The organism is Natrarchaeobius chitinivorans, assembly GCF_003841505.1.
GTDB lineage: Archaea > Halobacteriota > Halobacteria > Halobacteriales > Natrialbaceae > Natrarchaeobius > Natrarchaeobius chitinivorans.
The window spans coordinates 39,480-56,759 of record NZ_REGA01000003.1; the positions used below are offsets into that span (position 1 = coordinate 39,480).

At 64.5% G+C, this 17,280-nt stretch carries 18 protein-coding genes; 11 read left to right on the forward strand and 7 right to left on the reverse strand.

Features of this window, described 5'->3' with window-relative positions:
- Positions 1-129: 129 nt before the first annotated feature.
- The 3 genes from EA473_RS04555 to EA473_RS04565 all read left to right on the forward strand — a co-directional run bounded on the left by EA473_RS04555 (position 130) and on the right by EA473_RS04565 (position 2,722).
- Positions 130-774 (forward strand): class I SAM-dependent methyltransferase, encoded by a 645-nt coding sequence (locus tag EA473_RS04555; RefSeq protein ID WP_124194486.1) that lies wholly within the window; start codon positions 130-132, stop codon positions 772-774.
- An 88-nt stretch (positions 775-862) separates the two neighbouring features.
- On the forward strand, positions 863-2,047 hold the full coding sequence (gene cofG, locus EA473_RS04560) for a 7,8-didemethyl-8-hydroxy-5-deazariboflavin synthase subunit CofG (protein ID WP_124194487.1): 1,185 nt from the start codon (positions 863-865) through the stop codon (positions 2,045-2,047).
- 150 nt (positions 2,048-2,197) lie between these two features.
- Positions 2,198-2,722 (forward strand): hypothetical protein, encoded by a 525-nt coding sequence (locus EA473_RS04565; RefSeq protein ID WP_124194488.1) that lies wholly within the window; start codon positions 2,198-2,200, stop codon positions 2,720-2,722.
- A gap of 46 nt (positions 2,723-2,768) precedes the next feature.
- Here EA473_RS04565 and serS read toward each other — a convergent pair whose 3' ends face one another.
- Positions 2,769-4,148: a serine--tRNA ligase gene (gene serS / locus EA473_RS04570; protein ID WP_124194747.1), complete on the reverse strand. Its 1,380-nt coding sequence runs from the start codon at positions 4,146-4,148 to the stop codon at positions 2,769-2,771.
- Positions 4,149-4,260: 112 nt separating this feature from the next.
- Here serS and EA473_RS04575 point away from each other — a divergent pair, with 112 nt between their 5' ends.
- From EA473_RS04575 to EA473_RS04590, 4 genes are all read left to right on the forward strand, one after another.
- Positions 4,261-5,469 (forward strand): potassium channel family protein, encoded by a 1,209-nt coding sequence (locus tag EA473_RS04575; protein WP_124194489.1) that lies wholly within the window; start codon positions 4,261-4,263, stop codon positions 5,467-5,469.
- A 106-nt stretch (positions 5,470-5,575) separates the two neighbouring features.
- Positions 5,576-6,793 (forward strand): carboxylate--amine ligase, encoded by a 1,218-nt coding sequence (locus tag EA473_RS04580; protein WP_124194490.1) that lies wholly within the window; start codon positions 5,576-5,578, stop codon positions 6,791-6,793.
- The gene (locus tag EA473_RS04585) at positions 6,786-8,054 is read left to right on the forward strand and encodes an antibiotic ABC transporter permease (RefSeq protein WP_243645183.1); all 1,269 of its coding nucleotides are present in this window, start codon (positions 6,786-6,788) and stop codon (positions 8,052-8,054) included. The genes EA473_RS04580 and EA473_RS04585 overlap by 8 nt, the downstream gene beginning before the upstream one ends.
- A 169-nt stretch (positions 8,055-8,223) precedes the next feature.
- Positions 8,224-9,240 (forward strand): GNAT family N-acetyltransferase, encoded by a 1,017-nt coding sequence (locus EA473_RS04590; RefSeq protein ID WP_124194491.1) that lies wholly within the window; start codon positions 8,224-8,226, stop codon positions 9,238-9,240.
- Between the two features lie 179 nt (positions 9,241-9,419).
- Here the strand turns inward: EA473_RS04590 and EA473_RS04595 are convergent, their stop codons facing one another.
- From EA473_RS04595 to EA473_RS04605, 3 genes are all read right to left on the reverse strand, one after another.
- Positions 9,420-10,271 (reverse strand): proline dehydrogenase family protein, encoded by an 852-nt coding sequence (locus tag EA473_RS04595; protein WP_124194492.1) that lies wholly within the window; start codon positions 10,269-10,271, stop codon positions 9,420-9,422.
- Between the two features lie 196 nt (positions 10,272-10,467).
- On the reverse strand, positions 10,468-11,046 hold the full coding sequence (locus EA473_RS04600; protein WP_124194493.1) for a magnesium transporter: 579 nt from the start codon (positions 11,044-11,046) through the stop codon (positions 10,468-10,470).
- The gene (locus EA473_RS04605; protein WP_124194494.1) at positions 11,046-11,618 is read right to left on the reverse strand and encodes a magnesium transporter; all 573 of its coding nucleotides are present in this window, start codon (positions 11,616-11,618) and stop codon (positions 11,046-11,048) included. The genes EA473_RS04600 and EA473_RS04605 overlap by 1 nt, the downstream gene beginning before the upstream one ends.
- A 201-nt stretch (positions 11,619-11,819) precedes the next feature.
- Here EA473_RS04605 and EA473_RS22170 point away from each other — a divergent pair, with 201 nt between their 5' ends.
- The 3 genes from EA473_RS22170 (at position 11,820) to EA473_RS04615 (ending at position 13,511) form a co-directional block, all read left to right on the forward strand.
- A complete protein-coding gene (locus EA473_RS22170; RefSeq protein WP_165875203.1) occupies positions 11,820-11,987 on the forward strand; it encodes a hypothetical protein in 168 nt (55 codons plus the stop codon).
- A complete protein-coding gene (gene mgtE, locus EA473_RS04610) occupies positions 11,974-13,008 on the forward strand; it encodes a magnesium transporter (protein ID WP_124194495.1) in 1,035 nt (344 codons plus the stop codon). Before EA473_RS22170 ends, mgtE begins: the two co-directional genes overlap by 14 nt.
- A gap of 62 nt (positions 13,009-13,070) precedes the next feature.
- Positions 13,071-13,511 (forward strand): universal stress protein, encoded by a 441-nt coding sequence (locus EA473_RS04615; RefSeq protein ID WP_124194496.1) that lies wholly within the window; start codon positions 13,071-13,073, stop codon positions 13,509-13,511.
- 106 nt (positions 13,512-13,617) lie between these two features.
- Here the strand turns inward: EA473_RS04615 and EA473_RS04620 are convergent, their stop codons facing one another.
- Both EA473_RS04620 and EA473_RS04625 read right to left on the reverse strand, forming a co-directional pair.
- Positions 13,618-14,046: a fluoride efflux transporter FluC gene (locus EA473_RS04620; protein WP_124194749.1), complete on the reverse strand. Its 429-nt coding sequence runs from the start codon at positions 14,044-14,046 to the stop codon at positions 13,618-13,620.
- A gap of 170 nt (positions 14,047-14,216) precedes the next feature.
- Positions 14,217-14,645 (reverse strand): fluoride efflux transporter FluC, encoded by a 429-nt coding sequence (locus tag EA473_RS04625; RefSeq protein WP_124194497.1) that lies wholly within the window; start codon positions 14,643-14,645, stop codon positions 14,217-14,219.
- A gap of 292 nt (positions 14,646-14,937) precedes the next feature.
- On the opposite strand from EA473_RS04625, the gene EA473_RS04630 reads away from it, so the two are divergent.
- Positions 14,938-15,846, forward strand: coding sequence for a cation diffusion facilitator family transporter (locus EA473_RS04630; protein ID WP_124194498.1), 909 nt, complete (start codon positions 14,938-14,940; stop codon positions 15,844-15,846).
- Between the two features lie 17 nt (positions 15,847-15,863).
- Here the strand turns inward: EA473_RS04630 and EA473_RS04635 are convergent, their stop codons facing one another.
- Entirely contained in the window at positions 15,864-17,054 is a 1,191-nt protein-coding gene (locus EA473_RS04635) for a sensor histidine kinase (protein ID WP_124194499.1), read from the reverse strand.
- Between the last annotated feature and the right edge of the window lie 226 nt (positions 17,055-17,280).

Sequence of the window (17,280 nt, forward strand, 5' to 3'; positions counted from 1 at the left end):
CGTCGGTTCGCGGGTTTCGGTTCGACCCCTACTGGTCCTCGCTCGTGCGTTGGCGAGTAACGCGACCGATTCGGGAATACACCGACCGACGACGCCGATTCCGAACGACCGATCACGAGTGTTTCGTACATGTCACGAGACGACATCCGCTTCCACCCGGCCGTCGCCGCCCTCTACGACCCGATCCAGGTCTACTTCGAACGGTTTCAGGCCCCGCCACACCGAACGTACCTGGCGAACGGTCTCGAGGGAACCGTCCTCGAGATCGGCGTCGGTACCGGAGCGATGGTCCCCTACTACGAGGACACCGTCGAGGACGGAACGCGAATCTACGGCGTCGAACCCGACCCCGGAATGTGGCGGCGGAGCCAGGCCGCGATCGAGGAGCGCGACGTCCCGATGGAGGTGATCTGTGGACGCGGCGAGCGATTGCCGTTCGACGACGGCACGTTCGACTACGTGCTCGAGTGTGGACTCTTTTGTTCGGTCCCGTCGATCGATACGGTTCTCGACGAGATCGGACGCGTTCTCGAACCGGACGGCGAGTTTCGGTTCTTCGATCACGTCCGATCGAACGGCCTCCTGGGTTACAGCCAGGACGCGTTGACTCCGCTGTGGCGACGGATCGGCGGGAACTGTCACCTCGACCGACGCATCCTGCCGACCCTCGAGGAGAACGACTCCGTCCGAATCGAGACCGTCGAACGGCGACGGGTCGGTCACTGGCCGATCAGAACGTTCGTTCGGGGAACGGCGACTCCGGTCAAGCGGTGAGTGTGAAACGGCGCGGTGTCGCTCGCTCGCCGACATCTCTCGAGTCGAAGTGAAGCCCTTATGGTGTGAGCGACGCCACTCCGAGGTAATGATTCCGGGGGCGGCCGACTACGGCGTCGACATTTCGATCGATGGGGTTGCGATCGACGACCTCCTCGATACCAGCCCCGCAGACGTCGATCCGCCGTCGGAACTCACCTTCGCCAGGAACGTGTTCGTCCCGCTGACGACGGCGTGTCGGTACACCTGTACGTACTGCACGTACTTCGACCCGCCGGGACAGGCCTCGCTGCTCTCGCTCGAGGAGGTCCGCGAGATCTGTCGACGGGGGGCGGACGCCGGCTGTACGGAGGCGCTGTTTACGTTCGGCGACGATCCCGACGAGCGCTACGTCGAGATCTACGACCGGCTCGAGGAGTGGGGTCACGACTCGATCCACACCTACCTGCGCGAGGCCTGTGAGGTCGCCCTGGAGGAGGGACTCCTACCTCACGCGAATCCGGGGGACCAGACCCGCGAGCAGATGGCCGCGGTCGCCGACGTCAACGCCAGCATGGGCGTGATGCTCGAGTCGACCGGCGAGGTGGACGCCCACGCGGGTCCGCGGCGAAAGGAACCCGGCCAGCGCCTGCGCACGATCGAAACCGCGGGCGAACTCGACGTGGCGTTCACGACGGGGGTTCTCGTGGGAATCGGCGAGTCCTGGCGCGACCGCGCGGAGAGCTTGCTCGCTATCGCCGAGATGCACGAGCGGTACGATCACATACAGGAGGTGATCGTCCAGCCGGTGGTGGCCAACGAGCGGTGGTCCGGTGGGACTCCCGACCTCGAGACGATGCGCCGGGTGACGGCGATGGCCCGCGTCGCTCTCCCGGAGGAGGTTTCGGTGCAGGTCCCGCCGAACCTCGCGCCCGCTCGAGAGCTGATCGACTGCGGTGTCGACGATCTCGGCGGGGTCTCACCGGTCACCGACGATCACATCAACCCCGAGTACGAGTGGCCAGCGCTGCGGGAACTCGAGGAGATCGCCGACGGCGCGGGCGTCCCGCTCGGCGAACGACTCCCGGTGTACGAGCGGTTCTTGCCGCCGGAGTTGCGAACGGACGGCTTCGACGGGGTGCCGGCCGAGGGGACGACAACGGACGCGACGAGCGACGGACGGGGCGGCGACGCGGCCGGGGAGCGCGAGTGGATCTCGCCGCCGATCCGGGCGGCGCTTTCGGCCGACGACGAGGCCAGCCGGCGGTATCGGGCCGTGCTCGAGTCGAACTAACGAAGCTCGAGCCGAACTAATGAATTACCGGTGGGGCCTCGACCGCACTGCGGTCCCATCGGTGACGAGTTCCAGTGGTCCATCCCAGTTAGAGCAGTCCGTCTTAGTTAGGGACTACCGCTATGCCCGTTGGGCTCTAACGTCTAGTCCATGAAGATCGCACACGTACAGTCGCTCGAGGAGTTCGGCACGCGGTCGCTGGTCATCCACGGGATCATGGTTATCGCGTTCGCAAACGCCATCCTGGCCGGGTTGGTCGTCGGCGGTGAGATCGGAACCGTCTCGTTCGTCGCCCTGCTCAATCTCACCGCCGGTCTGTGGGTCGCCCACTCGATTCACTCGCTTGGTAACGTCGGACCCGACGCCGAGTACCGGGGTGTGATCAACGAGTTGTTCGACACGGGTGAGGGTCCCGAGGACGGGTTCGACAGCGGCCGGTTCGGCCGCCTGCTCGCGCTGATCGCCGCCGTAACCGCCGTCGCGCTCCTGACGTCGGCCCAGGTCCTCTCGGGGCCGATCTTCTCGATCGGCGTCGTGGCGGTCGGCGCGGTCGCGGTCGTGACCGCCATCGTCGGGTTCTTCATCGCGCTCGGGGCCGCGTACGACGACGCGGCCGAGGTATCATCGTTTACAGACGAGCGGAACACCGACGGTCGACACGCCGCCGATCGATAACGTCACGCGCCAACCGCCGTTCGCGTCGATCCTTCGGAAGCGACCGTCACTCGCGCTCGCCGGCACCCAGCGCGCTCTCGCCGACCTTCTCGAGGCTCTCGAGAACCTCCCTGTCACCCATGTACGGACGGAGCACCTCGGGGATCGTCACCGTCCCGTCTTCGTTCTGGTAGTACTCGAGGATCGCGACCATCACGCGGGGCAGCGCGAGCCCGGATGCGTTTAAGGTGTGGAGGTACTCGGCAGACTCGTGGCGCTCGGGGCGGTAGCGCAGGCCGGCACGACGGGCCTGGTAGTCCTCGAAGTTCGAGGCGGAAGAGACCTCGAGCCAGCGCCCGCCCTCCTCGGGGCCGTCTTCGAAGTCGTCGCCGGGGGCCCAGACTTCGATGTCGTAGGTCTTCGCCGACGAGAAGGTGAGATCGCCGGTACAGAGTTCGAGGATGCGGTAGGGAAGGCCGAGTCGCCGGAGGACCTCTTCGGCCTCGTCGAGCAGGCCCTCGAGGCGGTCGTAGCTCTCCTCGGGTTCGACGAAGTTGACGAGTTCGACCTTGTTGAACTGGTGGACGCGGACGATACCGCGGGTCTCGGTGCCGTGTTCGCCGGCTTCGCGCCGGAAGTTCGGGGTGTACGCCTGGTGTTTGAGCGGGAGGTCGTCTTTCAGCAGGATCTCGTTTGCGTACATGTTGGTGACGGGAACCTCCGCGGTGGGACAGAGCCAGAGGTCCTCTTCGTCGTAGGTCTCCTCGTTGCTCCCGCCTAGACGGAAGGCGTCGTCGGCGAACTTGGGAAGCTGGCCGGTTCCGCGCATCGACGCGCTCTTGACGGGAATCGGCGGGAAGAGGTCGACGTACCCCTGCTCGCGGTGGACGTCCATCATGAACTGGATCAGGGCGTGTTCCAGGCGCGCGCCGTCGCCCTTGAGGAAGTAAAACCCGGATCCAGTCGTCTTCGCCCCTCGTTCCTCGTCGATGATGTCCATCTCCTCGCCGAGGTCGTAGTGGGGGGTGATCTCCTCGGGGAGTTCGCGCAGGTCGTCGAACCCCCATCGGCGGTCCTCGACGTTGTGACGTTCCTCGAGGCCAAGCGGGACGCTTTCGTGGGGGACGTTTGGCACCTCGAGCAGCCGCTCTTGAAGCTCCGTCTGGAGTTCGCCTGCCTCCGACTCGACGGTCTCGATCTCGTCTTTGAGCTCCCTGGATCGTTCGATCGCCTCCTCTCGTTTCTCGTCTTTCCCCTCGGCGACGAGTTCGCCGATCTTCTGTGTGATCTCGTTGCGGTCGTGGCGCAGGTCGTCGCCGCGGGCTTTCAGCTCCCGCCATCGTTCGTCGATATCGAGGATCTCGTCGAGGTCGACGTCCGCGCCCCGGTTCTCGAGGGCGCTACGTACCTCCTCTGTGTTCTCTCGCAGGTAGGTCCGGTCGAGCATTGGCCGTGGATTCATTGTGCCCGTCCAAAACCGTGTCGGATGCCTGCGTTCCGGGAGATCGGACAGCCCGCACGGGAAACGCTTTTTTCGACGGGGAACGCTCGTTTCGGGTATGGACCCGCTCGAGGGGGAAGCGTCGTCGGCATCGGTCGAGTACGAGCCCGTAAGCGTCAAAGACGTACTCGTCGAGATGAAAGACACCGCCGAGCTGTTGATCGACCTCTCGTACTCGGCGGTGTTACATCGCAACGAGGATCTGGCGAGGGAGGTGCTCCGCCTCGAAGAGCGGATGGACGTCCTCGAACTACAGGCCCGAATGAGCCTGATGATGGCCGTACGCAATCCCGACGACGCCGAACAGCTCGCGCCGGTGCTCGGGATCGTCGCTGCGGCCGGCGACATAAGCGACGCGGCCGGCGACATCGCGAAGATCGTCTTAGAGGAGGTTGGATTGCCCGATGCGATGCGTGCGGCGCTGCCGGAGGCGACCGAAACGCTCGTCCGGGGCGTCGTCGACGGCGGCTCCACGTACACGGGTCAGACGCTTCAGGAGATCGACCTCGAGTCGGAGACGGGCGTTCGCGTGATCGCGCTTCGCCGAGGGGACGAGTGGATACTCAACCCCGGCCCGGAGACGACCATCGAGAGCGACGACGTCGCGTTCCTCCGCGGGCCGGATCCGGCGATCGATGACGTCTACGAGCGCCTGACCGGAGTCGCCTACGAATCGCCCGCTATCGAAGCACCGGATCTCGAGGACCTGGAACGGGCGGTCGACACGATCGTCCACATGAAGAATCTCTCGGAACTCGCGGTCGATCTCGCGTACAGCAGCGTCCTCTTCGATAGCGAGTACCTCGCCGAGGAAGTCAGAAATCTCGAGGTGGAGGTGGACGCGATGGAGTCGCGATTCGAAGCGTGGACGCTCCGGGCGGCCGCCGACGCCGAAGACCCCATCGCACTCCGGGGGCTGATACACCTCGGGAGTAGCACGGAAGTCATCAGCGACGCCGCCGTCGACATCAGCGAGGGCGTCCTCCGTGATCTGGACGTTCACCCGGTGGTCCAACTGGCCGTCCAGGAGAGCGACGAGATCATCACCCGGGTCGAAGTCGAAGCCGGCAGCGCCCTCGATGGGACCGCAGTGACCAGCGGCGTTCCGGACGTGGAGTCGACGATGTCGGTGATCGCGATTCGCCGACCCGGTGACGGGTGGTTGCTGGTCGGCGACTCCGACGTCGAACTCAGACCCGGAGACGTCCTGATCTCGAAGGGGACGCGAACGGCCGGCGAAGCGTTCGAATCGCTGTCGGCAGCCTGATCTGGAGCGGAAGGCGGAACCTGTCTCCGGAATAAGGTATCCGTATCGTCGGACCCGAACGCATAGCAGTTGTATACTTTTACACGTTCTCGACGGTGACACTGCTATGGATCCGGATGGGCCGACGGTGCTGTTGCTGGACGGGGATTACGATACCTCCCTCGTGATCGCGAGCGAGCTCACCGAGGATCTCGAGGCGACGGTCGTCGGAACCGGCACCACGCGGTATAGCAGGCTTCTCCGATCGAACTACTGCGAGTACGCCGCGATCGTTCCGCCGTCGGACGACCCCGCGTACGAGGACGCGCTGCTCGGAGTCGTTCGTTCGTCTCGGCCGGATATCGTCCTTCCAGTCGGATACGAATCGATGGCGAGCGTCGACGAAATCCGATCGGAGATTCCCGACGGCGTCTCGCTTTGCGTTCCACCCCCGGAATCGTTCCGGACTGCGGTCGACAAGGAGGCGACGCTCCGGCGAGGACGACGACTCGGAATCGATACCCCGGCGGACTACTCGACACTGGTCAGGGATCTCGAGGCGGACGGACGACCGCCGGTTGCCGATCGTCTCCCGTTTCCCCTCTTCTTGAAGGCGCGTAGGGAGAACGGGTCGGCGACGACGGCACCCGTCGAGGATCCGGCGTCGTTCTGGGATACCTACGACCGGATCGCGGCGGCCGCGCCGGGGGGCGACGTGCTCGTCCAGGAGTACGTCGAGGGATCCGATTCGACGTACGGATGCGGATTGCTCTGTTTCGACAACGAGGTCGAACTCGCGTGTCTCCACGAGGAACTCCGGTCGGTGCCCCGACACGGCGGCAGCGGGACGCACCTCCGCCTCGGTCGAGACGACGGCCTCGAGCGGGACGCGCGGCGGTTGCTCCGCTCGATCGGGTGGAACGGCGTCGCCCTGGTGGAGTTCAAACGCCGACGGGACGGAACGTTCGTCCTCATGGAGATCAACCCGAAGTTCTGGGCGTCGTACGCCCTCGCCAGCCGCTTTGGCTATCGGTTCGCCTCGACGATCGTCGCGGATCGGCTCGACCTCGAGGTCGAACTCCCGGTCGGCACCCCCCAACGAAGCGGCGAGATGGTCTTCCCGCTCAGGGAGTTGAAATTCCAGATCGAGAACCGATCGGAGGCGTCGCTTTCGGAGTACGTCACGACAATGTGCAAACCGTCGGCGGCGTGGGACGTCGACCGTCGAGACCTCGGCGCGTGGCTGATGCCGCCGATGTCCCTCGTTTCGAAGCTGCCAACCGTCGATCCGTCCGGTTCGCGAACGCGCTCCGAACCCGCTGTCCGAGGGGGGATGCATGGCTGAGCGAGCGACGAAACGGTCCCGGCTCCACTCCCGGTACAGCCACGGCACACTCGCCCCTTCCGACGGATCACAGGAGTCCGACCCGCTTCTGGGACTCTGTCGGGAGACGCTCGCGTACGCGAGCGAACGCGATTACACCGGCTGGGACTACGCGGACGGACTCAGCAGCGCGTTCGTTCGACGTCTTCCGGTAGAACACAAATACCTCAACCTCGCCGTCCAGGAGAGCGTCAAACGCGCGCCGGTCAACCTGCGGCCGCTGTTTCGCGTCGAGCAGCGTCGTAACTACAAAGGTGCGGCCCTGTTCGCGCTGGCGAACCTCGAGATTCACGCGCTCACGGGCGAGGATCGGTACGCGCGGGAGGCGCGGGCGCTCCTCGAGTGGCTGCTCGAGGACGCGAACGACTGGTGTACGGGCTTCGGGGGCGGCGGTCACAGACACCCGCTCCAGTCGCTCTCGAGCGAGACGGCGTCGACGCCGGGGGATGTCTCCGGGGTCGTCTCGACGGCCTACGCCGTCCGGGCGCTGCTTCGAGGGGCCGACCTCCTCTCGGTACCGAAATACGACACCGTCGCCCGAACGGCCAGCGAGTTCGTCTTCGAGGACCTGGAGTACACCGAAATCGCTGAGGGCGCGCGGATCAACTACACCGTCTCGCGAGACGGTTCCGCTGGCGGCGGCGATTCGTACACGCTCAACGCGAACGCGATCGGCGCTCGCCTCCTGCTCGATCTGTTCGACCGCTTCGGCGACGATCGATTCCGGGAGGCGGCGACGGCGATCCTCGACTACGTCGCCAGCAAGCAGACGGCCCTCGGTGGATGGATGTACACGGATCCGCCGACGGCGTCGCACCTCTCGATGGACAGCTTCCACAACGGCTTCATCGTCGAATCGCTGCTTCGCCACCGGGAGGTGACCGGCGAGACTCGATACGAAGAATCGCTCGAGCGCGCACTCGAGTTCTACCGCGACCGGCTGTTCGACGGCGGTGCGCCCCGGTGGGACGAATCGAGTACGTATCCCCGGGACATCCACGCGGCCGCACAGGGGATCGTCGTCTTCTCGGAACTGGGCGACCTCGAGTACACCAGACGGATCGTCGACTGGACGATCGAGGCGCTCCACGCCGGAAACGGCCGATTCTACTACCAGCAACGCCGGTTCTATACGAAGCGATTCACGCTGATGCGGTGGTGTCAGGGGTGGATGGCGTTTGCCCTCTCGCGGTATCTCCGACGTCGACGTGACCTCGAGTAACTGGACCGGCGACGACACTGCCAGATGACCCTCGATCGCACCCCGGTGACGGAATCGCCGGTCCCGCCTCGAGTGAAGGTGCTGTCAGCGCCTCCGATAATGTAAGCCGACTGTACTCTCAGAAGTCGGTTCGTAATTATGTGGCCCGTCGTCGAACCGGTCGGTCTAGATGGGGCTCGACGTTCGTCACGTAGGGAGTATCGAAGCCGTCAACCGAAACCAGTGGAACAACGTCGTCGACCAGTCCGATCTCAGTTGCGTCTACCACCGATACGAGTGGCTTCGCGCCGTAGAGGAGGGACTCTCCCACGAACCGAAACACGTCGTGGTGTCGAAAAGCGGTAACCCGATCGCGGTGTTGCCGAACTTCGTCACGGAACTCGGGCGGGTCAACCGACTGAGTTCGATCAGACCCGGCTACGGCGGACCGATCGCCATGACCGACGAGGAGGAGTCGCTCGAACTCCTCCTCGACGCGGTCGAAGAGCTTTGTACCGGTCGAATTCTTTTCGACGAACTCCGGACCTACGACCAGAACTACGTCCGGTACCACGACTTTCTCGAGGCGAAGGGGTATCGGCCGACGATCCTCACCTGTCGGTTCACGCTCGATCTCTCCCGGGGATGGGAGGAACTGTTCGAGGGCATGGACAGCGAGCGCCGCCGTGGGATCAGACGCGGTCACGACTCCGAGTTCGACGTCGCTGAGGAGGATCTCGACGGGCGAACGTTAGAGGAGTTCTACCGCGATTACGCGGCCGTGGCCGACCGCGTCGGCCTCCCGACGCACCCGCGTTCGTTTTTCAGGGAACTGCGAGGGTTCGACGACCGGATCGTGGTGTTCTCGCTGCGCGTCGACGGCGGAACGCAGGGCAGGTACATGTACCTCTTGGACGAAGAACAGTCCACGCTTCAGCACCTCTTTACGGCCGTCACGGAGGACCACTTCGAGTACCACGCCCCGGAACTGCTCCACGAGCACGCGATCAAGTGGGGGATCGAGGAGGGCTACGACACCTACGAACTGCGCGGGTCGCCGCCGGATTTCCGAAACGGCGTCTTCCGGTTCAAAGAGTACTTCGGCGCGGAGACGATCCCGCTGCTGGTCTACGAGCGCGGCCATCCTGCACCAGCGCTTCCGGTACTGAACGCGGGACGGACGATTTCGAGGCGACTCGAGTCCTGATAGCGGCGGGTTTCGGTGTCCGCTCTCGAGGACCGACCCGCCAGATGGCGGTCGACCGAAACCTCGACGCGATTCGCTCGAGCGTGCGTGTCCCGGCTCCGCCCGTCGGTTGCGGCGGGCTGACCGCCTCTCCCCCGACCACTCCACCACGCCAGGCTGTCGCCCACGCGGCTTCCCGATCACGACACGCGACCGCCGGGAAGTACCGTCTCGCCGACCGCTCGAGCCGCGAACCCGACGTTTCGCTTTCCTCGGTTGATGACCCACCGTTTCCAGCGGTCGCCGTAGGGGACGAACTGCGCGACGTCGTGTTTGCGGGCCAGCCGACGCTGGGCGTCCGGCCGGACGCCCATCAGCATCTGAATCTCGAAGTCGGTGTCGTGCCGGCGGGCCAGTTCCCGCGCGTGGCCGATCATCGCGGGGTCGTGCGTGGCGACGGCGAGTCCGTCGTCGACGCGCTTGAACGCCGCCTCGAGCAGTCGTCGGTAGGCCTCGTCCATTCGAGCGTCGTCGGTGTGTGCGATGGCCTCGGGGCGCGCGTACGCGCCGCCTTTGACGAGTCGGACGCTCGCGGCGGTCCCGGCGACTCGCTCGAGGTCCTCGAGGGTCCGGTAGAGGTCGGCTTGCAGACAGACGCCGACGGCACCGTACTCGTCCGCGAGATCGATCGCCGCCGCGAGCGTCGGTTCGACGGTTCCGTGTTCTTCCATATCGAGCCAGACGAAGACGTCCCGGTCGTCGGCGCGGGAGACGATCCCCGCGAGCGTCGTTCGGAACAGCGATTCGTCGACGTCTAGACCGAGTTGGGTCGGCTTGACCGAGATCGCTGCGTCCCCCTCGAGGGTCCCGAGATCGTCGACGAGCGCGCGGTATGCGGCGGCGTCGGCACGGACGCTCGAGCGCTCGCGGTGGTGGGAGCCGAGCAGGTTGAGCATCGGCTCGAGGTCGTCCTCGTCCAGTCGGCGGGCGTACTCGATCGCTTCGGCCGCCGTTTCGCCGGCGACGAACCGGTTCGCGACTGGTGGAATCACGGTTCGACGATCGATCGGTCGGACGAAAGTTAGGGGGTCGTTTCGTACGGGAAGGCGGGGTGTTCCAGCGTCCATCCGCGTCACTGAACTCCTCCGATCGGTGCCGAAAAGGGTTCGTACCGTTTCACACGTCGACTGACGAGCGAAACCGGACTACATCGCAGGATTTCGTCGTCAGTCCAGGCCTGGAACGCCACTAGAATCCGACGACGAGCGCGGAGACGCCGATGAAGATGACCATTCCGAAGACGTCGACGACGTTGGTGACGATCGGGATCGTCGTATCGTCGGGGTCGATCCCCAGTCGGTAGGAGCCGTAGGTCGCGGCGAAGCTAAAGAGGATGGCGATGACGGCGACGGACATCCCGCTGACCAGCGAGATCACCAGCAGATCCGAAAGCGGGAGCGTCGATCCGATGACGATTCCCAGGAAGTACGCACCGACCGCGAGCGCGGTGAAGATCGTCGCCCCGAGCGCGAGGATGGCCAGGACGTTCGCCCACAGGACGCGATCGCTCGGATCGAGTTCGGTCGTCCCCAGGTGGAACCGACTCGAGAGGCGAGAACTCAAGATTGCGCCGAGGTTCCCGCCCATGTCGACCATCGTCGGCACCATCACTGCGAGGATAGCGTACTGCTCGAGCATCTCTTCGGCGCTCTCGAGCGTGATGCCGGCCCAGAGGACGATGATCGAGAGAATGATCAAAAGCGGGAACATGTTGCCGACGATGCGTCGCCAGTTCCACGTACCGAGCGAGCCGCCGGTGACGACCATCAGACGAGCACCTCGACCAGACCGATCGAAAGCAGCATGAACAGCATCCCGAAGATGTCACCGAGTGTCGTGACGATCGGGCCGACGAGATTGTCGGGGTCGTAGCCGCGCTTGTAGCCGGCGAAGATCAGCGCGAGCAGGCCGAAGATGAGGACCACCGAGGTCAACACCCCGGCGATCAGCATGATTCCGACGAGGACGTACACCGGGGCCGGCCACCACCCCGGCAGTATCACGAGCGCGAGCCACGTGATAACCCCGATGACGATCGAGATGCCGATCCCGTTGACGAACGAGGCGACGACGGCGTTGACGAGGCGGTCGTCCCACGAGAAGTTGGGTTCGATCAACCCCTGGTGGAGACCGCTCGAGATACGGCCGCCGAGCGCACCGTAGACGTTTCCGCGGGTGGCCAGAAACACCGGGACCATCACGAGCAAGCCGGGAAACTGTTCGACGCTTTCGACGATTCCTTCGAGCACCAGGCCGGCGAAGAGCCCGCCGCCGAGCGCGATGAGCAAGACCGGAAGCGCCTCCCGATAGATCGACCAGATGTCACGCCGAACGCTCATATGGGTGAATCACCCAGTCGACTGTTAAGTTTACCGGGAATGACTCGGCGGCACGTCGAACACAGCGCCCGTCGGAGTTGCAGGTCGTCTGAACCGGCGGACTGGTTACGTCGAGGTGTGCGAACGAATGGTATGTGAGTAAAACTCGTTATTAGTATAGAAGGAGAATATTTTTAGAGACAGCTAATATTGGGTTGGCGTATGCTGGAATTCGATCTCAGCAAGCGACTCGGCATCGATACGACGATCAACGACGTGGCCCGAGAGCGCGGCCGTACGCTCGAGGAACTGGTTCTCGACCTGCTTGAAGGCGAGTTCGCAGGCGTCATTCGGTCCCACATTCGAGGTGAGGTGTATGGGGGCTGCTGAACGGATCGGGGAGTTTCACGCGGACCGCGTCGCCGAGGTGACCGATGACGAGTACGTCTCGGTTACCCAGGATACGTTCGTGGGTATGGCGATCGACGCGTTCCGCGCGTTCGAACCGGTGTCCGACGAAACGACGGTTTACTACCTCTACGTCGTCGATAACTCCGATCGACTCGTCGGCGTCATGTCCCTGCGGGAGTTGCTCAACGCGCCCGAGGACGACGTCGTCGAAGACCACATGGTGACCGATCTCGTCACGATCGACGCCGATGCGGACCCGGAGTACGCGGCCGACGAGATGGCCGAACGGGAGTTTCCCGCCCTCCCGGTCGTCGAGGACGGCGTCCTCGTGGGAGTTCTCCGAACCGACGACATGCTCGAGGTCGTCGAAGAGGAGGCGACCGAAGACATTCTGAAGAGCGCGGGGTTTTCCTTCACCGACGTCGAGCAGTCCCGGAGTTCGGCGATCCTCGAGTCGTCGATTCCGCGCATCCTTCGATTGCGGTTGCCGTGGCTCATCGTCGCACTGGCGGGCGGATTGCTGGCGGGTGGCGTCATCGACTACCACGAGGAGACGCTCTCCGGCGTCGTCGCCCTGGCGTTTTTCGTTCCGGTCATCATGGACATGGGCGGCAACGTCGGCACGCAGGCGTCGACGATCTTCGTCCGCGGGCTCGCACTCGGACACATCGACGATCGGAACGCCGCGAAATACTTCGCTCGTGAAGGCTTTATTGGACTCCTGATCGGCCTCATGATCGGCGCTATCGGCGCGGGTGCGGCGTACGTCTGGCAGATGAACGAACCGTACGCGACCGAACTGGCGATCGTGGTCTTCGTCGGCCTCGTCTCCGTCTGCGTCGTCGCCTCGGTCGTCGGGTACGTCATCCCGTGGGTGATGAACAAACTCGGATTCGACCCCGCAGCCGCCTCGGATCCGCTGATCACGACCGTCAAGGACGTGACGGCGCTGTTGATCTACTTCGGCCTCGCGGCAGTACTGCTGGCGGAACTGCTCTGAGCGGCGGTCGATCCGCAGACACTTTCGGCCTCTTTTTTCAGGACCGACGTCGAAGTACACCCATGTCACGACACGTTCTCGTTCCGATCGACGGGTCCGATCCCGCTCGCGCAGCGCTCGAGTTCGCCTGCGAGGAGGTCCCTGACGCGCAGTTGACCCTGCTGTACGTCGTCGATCCGATGGCCGACTACAGCCGTCAGCGAGCGTTTCCGGGTTACACGGACGAAGACGAGTACGGCACCGAGCGAGAGAAGGGCGACGCCATTCTCGCTTCGAGTCACGAAGCCTGCCCGGACGACGCGACGGTCGAAACGGTACTCGAGCACGGGGAGCCGGCCCGGACGATTCTCGAGTACGCCGACGACGCCGACGTCGACAGGATCGTCATCGGTAGCCACGGTCGAAAGGGATCGGCGAGAGTACTGCTCGGAAGCGTCGCCGAGCAAGTCGTCCGTCGTTCCCGCGTCCCGGTCACCGTGGTCCGCGGATCGGACGGTGCGTAGCCGGGCTCGTGTGGAATCGGACCGGCGGACGATGCGTTCGGTCCGGTGTCGCCATTGCCGGAGCCCTAGACCGTTCGCAGTGTCTGTCAATCGAGACGCGTCCGGATCAGACGGGAATCGCGGAGACCGCGAGCCACGCCAGTCCGATGGCGACGATCGAGAGGAGGAGGTTCCCACAGGCGTTTGCGACGGCGAGCAGTCGATCGCCGCGTTCGTACAACTGCACCGTTTCGACCGAAAACGAGGAGAACGTCGTAAACGCGCCACAGGCTCCGATTCCGAGCAGCTGAATCGTCGACTCGCCGGCACCCGCAAAGATCGCCACGGCGAAGACGAAACTCCCGATCACGTTCACCACGAGCGTCGGCCACGGGAATCGATCGCTCGAGAGCGCGAGAAAGACGCCGTGGCGGAGTACGGCACCGATCGCGCCGCCGACTCCGACGAGGTGGGCGGGTTCGGGCTCGAGAGTGACGCTCTCGACGAGCGCGGGAAGGGTGACGAGAAGGTTCCCGACGAGCGCGGGGAGGACGATGAGAAGGCTCTCGCCAAGTGTGGGAAGGGCGATGAGAAGGCTCTCGCCAAGTGTGGGAAGGGCGATGAGAAGGCTCTCGCCAAGTGTGGGAAGGGCGATGAGAAGGCTCTCGCCAAGTGTGGGAAGGGCGATGAGAAGGCTCTCGAGCGACCCGATCGATCCCGCGGCGATCACGCCGTCTCACCCCCGGCACTCGCCGACGGCTCCACCCCGCCGGCGATTCGGCGGGCGACCGACCGACTCGCGAGGACGCTGGCGAACCCGAGCCCGTAGTTGGCCGCGACGATGGTGATCAGGAGGACCGGTTCGGACGGACCAGCGGTGACCGCCGTCTGAACGGCGAACGTGCTGTACGTGGTCAGCGAGGAGAGAAACCCGGTCGTGAACACGATCCGTGAGGTTCGGTCGACGAGTCCCGTGTACTGGGCCTCGTAGACGAGAAAACCGAGCGCGAAGCTGCCGAGGACGTTGACGAGGAGGATGGCCGGAATCTCGGGCACGAGCTCGATCGCGAAGAAACGGAGGTTCACTCCGGCGAAGCCCCCGATGGCGATCAGGGCGAGCGTCTCGAGTCGGGCGAGGAGGTGGTCGTCTACCATGGCTGAAAGTCACGGGAGCCTCGGCCGTTTCATACGGATTACTGTCCCTGTTTACCGACGCACCCGCCGCCCGGATCGCGGGTGCGCCGGCAATGACGTACAGTAAACCGTATCAGAGCCCGGGAGGCGTGTGGCCTCTCGAACCGAGCCGGTGACCGATCCGCCGAGTCGAAGTCGGCAGTCGAGTCGGGCGGGCCCCTCGCCCGGATACGGCCGCCTTCTCGGGGAATCGCCATGAGGATTTCGGAAGAAAAAGGAAAAGATCCAAGTTTAGACTGGATCTAATCGCCGTATGGACGACCGCGTCGAAGCGGGGAAAGGCGGATTCACTCGAGCCTCCTGGGTGAACGTCCTCGGGAACGCGGTGAAGATCGTCGTCGAGGGAGCCGTGGGGCTCGCCTTCGGGAGCGTCGCCCTGCTCGCGGACGCGGCACACTCCGTTGCCGACCTCGTGGCGAGCATCGTCGTCCTCGTCTGGGGACGGAGTTCGTTCGACGAACCCGATGACACCCACCCGCACGGCCACGACCGGATCGAACCCCTGACGGCGCTGTTCGTCGGCGCGGTCATCGCGTTGCTCGGCCTGAATCTGCTGTACGAATCCGCACAGGGGCTCGTCGTCGGCGTCGAGGTCGTGTTCAGTCCGTTACTGTTCGGCGCTCTCGCGTTCGCGATCGTGGACATGTATCTCGTCTACTGGTACACCACGCGGGTCAACGAGACGCTCGATTCGACTGCCCTCGAGGCGCTCGCGACGGACTGTCTCAACGACATCTACACCTCGCTCGCCGCGGTCGTCGGCGTCATCGGGGTCCTGCTCGGCCATCCGATCCTGGATCCTCTCGCCGGCGGACTCGTCAGTGTGCTCGTCATCTATCAGGGCGTCGAGATCGGCCGCGAGAACGTCGACTACCTCATCGGTGCGGCGGCGGACGCCGAACAGCGCGACGAGATCGCACGAACGCTGCGGGACCACCCCGACGTCGAGGGGGTCCACGATCTGACGGTCTTCTACGACGGCCCCGTCCTCGAGGTCGAGGTTCACGTCGAGATCGACGGCGACATCCCGCTTCGTCGCGCCCACGACGTCGAGTCCGACCTCGTCGATCGGTTACGGGCGATCGAAGACGTCGGGGACGCACACGTTCACCTCGATCCGTCCGGAATCGGCGAGTGGAAAGAGCAACCGGACGGATCGTGATTCGCACGCTGGGGTCGCTACGTCACACTCTGGGATTCCAGCGGGTTCGACGCATCGTCGGTCTCGGAACCGACGTCGGTCGACGTGTCGGCGTTTCGGTCGGCCGACCGATCGGACGCCAGGGGTAGCGTCACGGTCACTATCGTTCCCTGCGGACCGGTATCGGTGAGTTCGACGGTGCCGCCGTATCTCTCCGTCAGGACTCGCACGAGGTAGAGTCCGAGCCCGTGGTGGCGTGATTTTCGCTGGAAGAGCGTCTCTTGCCACTCCGTCGGAATGCCTGAGCCGTCGTCGGTGACCGTGACGACGACGGTGTCGGACGCCGTCTCCGCGGTCAGTTCGACGCGCACTGTCCCGTCGTTGTGGACGATCGCGTTCTCGAGCAGGTTCGAGAAGATCCGCTTGATTCCGGCGTTGCCACGGACGGTGATGCCGTCCGGAACGGTAGCGTCGATCTCGGCGTCGTCGTGTGTGTCTCGAGCCGCCGTAACCTCCGTCCGGAGTAGTTCGGAGAGATCGATGGTCGCCATCCGATCCGGTCGCTCGTTTGCCTCGAGCATCAGGCGGACGTCCTCGATGACCGACGTGAGCGCGTCGCTTTCCCGCTCGATCGTCTCGAGGCGGCGACGCGTCTGTTCGTCCCTGTCGCCGTTGAGTAACAACGAGGCGTGGCCTCCGACGATCTGGGCGCTGTTGAGCACTTCGTGTCGCAGGAGATCGTTCAGGTACAACAGGAGTGCGCGTTCGTGCTCGAGCTGGTCGGACCGGACGGCCGCAGCCGTTGCCTCGGCCTCGCGCTGGATGGCCTTCGCTTCGACGATGCCGACCGCGAACCCGCCGACAGCGCCGGTGGTCACGGCGAAGTGGCTCCACACGACGTTCCAGACGGCGTCGCTCCAGGGAAAGAACAGGACGACGAGGAGGTTGACGGCCAGAAATCCGAGTGCGCCGCCGAAACACCACCGGAGTATCCGTTCGTACCGCTCGGGTTCGGTGTCGTTTCGCGCGAGTCGGTGTCCGCCCCAGACTAACCAGAGTGCGGGCAGACCGATCGTACCGACGCTCAAAACGGCACCGATCGCGTCCAGCGCGTCCCAGAACACGATCCACCAGCAGAACAGAAACAGAAACGAAACACCGCCGAAGGCACTCACGAGATAGGGGAGGCGGTCGCGTCCGGAACGACTGATCGACGGTACCCTGGTCATCGTTTCACGGCCGATGGTCCGGAGTGTGAGATGACCGAACTCATCTACTGTCCCTCACAGACTACCCCGTGAAGTCTGTAACGGCCCACTGGGATCCGACCGGGTACGGAGATGTCATGAAGATGTCCAAAAGTTTCTGGAGTTCGTTCCCGCCTGTGCCCGTTCGGCCGGGGACCACGGTGACTTGAGACTGATACTGTCTGCCAAAGCGATGTGAAGATCGGTC

Bases quoted from the DNA above. Each gene is read 5' to 3' on its own strand.
- EA473_RS04565 (WP_124194488.1), top strand. From the start codon at position 2,198: ATGAAGATCGCACACGTACAGTCGCTCGAGGAGTTCGGCACGCGGTCG.
- cofG (WP_124194487.1), top strand. From the start codon at position 863: ATGATTCCGGGGGCGGCCGACTACGGCGTCGACATTTCGATCGATGGG.
- EA473_RS04575 (WP_124194489.1), top strand. From the start codon at position 4,261: ATGGACCCGCTCGAGGGGGAAGCGTCGTCGGCATCGGTCGAGTACGAG.
- EA473_RS04635 (WP_124194499.1), bottom strand. From the start codon at position 17,054: ATGACCAGGGTACCGTCGATCAGTCGTTCCGGACGCGACCGCCTCCCC.
- EA473_RS04630 (WP_124194498.1), top strand. From the start codon at position 14,938: ATGGACGACCGCGTCGAAGCGGGGAAAGGCGGATTCACTCGAGCCTCC.
- serS (WP_124194747.1), bottom strand. From the start codon at position 4,148: ATGCTCGACCGGACCTACCTGCGAGAGAACACAGAGGAGGTACGTAGC.
- EA473_RS04615 (WP_124194496.1), top strand. From the start codon at position 13,071: ATGTCACGACACGTTCTCGTTCCGATCGACGGGTCCGATCCCGCTCGC.
- EA473_RS04590 (WP_124194491.1), top strand. From the start codon at position 8,224: ATGGGGCTCGACGTTCGTCACGTAGGGAGTATCGAAGCCGTCAACCGA.
- EA473_RS04600 (WP_124194493.1), bottom strand. From the start codon at position 11,046: ATGGTCGTCACCGGCGGCTCGCTCGGTACGTGGAACTGGCGACGCATC.
- EA473_RS04625 (WP_124194497.1), bottom strand. From the start codon at position 14,645: ATGGTAGACGACCACCTCCTCGCCCGACTCGAGACGCTCGCCCTGATC.
- mgtE (WP_124194495.1), top strand. From the start codon at position 11,974: ATGGGGGCTGCTGAACGGATCGGGGAGTTTCACGCGGACCGCGTCGCC.
- EA473_RS04580 (WP_124194490.1), top strand. From the start codon at position 5,576: ATGGATCCGGATGGGCCGACGGTGCTGTTGCTGGACGGGGATTACGAT.
- EA473_RS22170 (WP_165875203.1), top strand. From the start codon at position 11,820: ATGCTGGAATTCGATCTCAGCAAGCGACTCGGCATCGATACGACGATC.
- EA473_RS04605 (WP_124194494.1), bottom strand. From the start codon at position 11,618: ATGAGCGTTCGGCGTGACATCTGGTCGATCTATCGGGAGGCGCTTCCG.
- EA473_RS04555 (WP_124194486.1), top strand. From the start codon at position 130: ATGTCACGAGACGACATCCGCTTCCACCCGGCCGTCGCCGCCCTCTAC.
- EA473_RS04585 (WP_243645183.1), top strand. From the start codon at position 6,786: ATGGCTGAGCGAGCGACGAAACGGTCCCGGCTCCACTCCCGGTACAGC.